Source organism: Psychrobacter sp. PG1 (assembly GCF_014897815.1).
Lineage (GTDB): Bacteria > Pseudomonadota > Gammaproteobacteria > Pseudomonadales > Moraxellaceae > Psychrobacter.
On record NZ_JABUZG010000021.1, the window covers coordinates 1 to 1,071 of the forward strand.

Sequence of the window (1,071 nt, forward strand, 5' to 3'; positions counted from 1 at the left end):
CTTGGATTCAACATCGAAGTGCAACGCACCCGAATCTAGATTTTACCTCAAGCGGTGTTCTAAACCCTAGCACCTTTCTAGGTCGATTATTTAAACTGTCTTCAATCGACTGAACTAAGTGACTGCATAGGTTATCTAGACGCATCGACTTAGGTAGAAACTGACGAATTAAACCATTGGTATTCTCATTAGTTCCGCGCTCCCAAGAATGATAAGGCTGAGCGAAGTAAATATCAGCCTTCAACGCTGTTGCCATCGCTTCATGGTCAGCAAACTCTTTACCGTTGTCAAAGGTGATGCTTAACGCCTGCTCACCTTTTAGCATGTCAATACAAGCTTGTGTGACAGCTTTTGCCTTGCGATTGGGTAGCGCTTTGATCTTAGTCTCTCGAGTCGTTCTATCTACTAAAGTGACAAGCACACCTTGATGCCCATGACCAACCACCGTATCCCCTTCATAATCGCCCATACGACTGCGTGTCTCAATGATGCTAGGACGCTCAGTGATATCACAGCGGTTCGCTATTTTCCCACGCCTATCATTGCCTTGCAGATACCGTCTCTTATAACGCTTTTGACATCTAAGGGCGTTGTGTAGATCACCCCCTGCCTTTTTGTCAGTATAGATGTGTTGGTATATTGATTCATGGCTTGGGACATCTTGCCAACCTAGCATCCTCAGTCGCCCTGTGATCTGTTCAGGTGAGTATCTCTTGTTTAACAAGTGCTCAATATAGCACCAGCCAAAGCGGCTGATCTGTGCGCTATTCACAACTTTGCGCTCTTTTGCCAAACGATGGGCTTGTTTGGGGCGATAACCCCTTTGTCCCATGTTTCGCTTTATCTCTCGACTCACCGTTGATTTATGACAGCCGATAATTCTAGCTATTTCGCTCATGCCTTTTTTAGCTTGCAATAGCGCTGATATTTGATATCTTTGCTCTTGGGTAAGATGTGTATAGTGTTTCATAACGTTCTGATATGTAGGAGTTGAAGTTTGAAATGCAACACGGCACATCTTACTCTTCAACTCATTCTTTTAAAACGTTGCACTTCTTATTTGAATCTAGG

At 44.0% G+C, this 1,071-nt stretch carries 1 protein-coding gene; it reads right to left on the reverse strand.

Annotated features, from left to right (window positions below; genetic code table 11):
* Nucleotides 1-7: 7 nt before the first annotated feature.
* Nucleotides 8-970 (reverse strand): IS30 family transposase, encoded by a 963-nt coding sequence (locus INT03_RS00810; protein WP_193007181.1) that lies wholly within the window; start codon nucleotides 968-970, stop codon nucleotides 8-10.
* Between the last annotated feature and the right edge of the window lie 101 nt (nucleotides 971-1,071).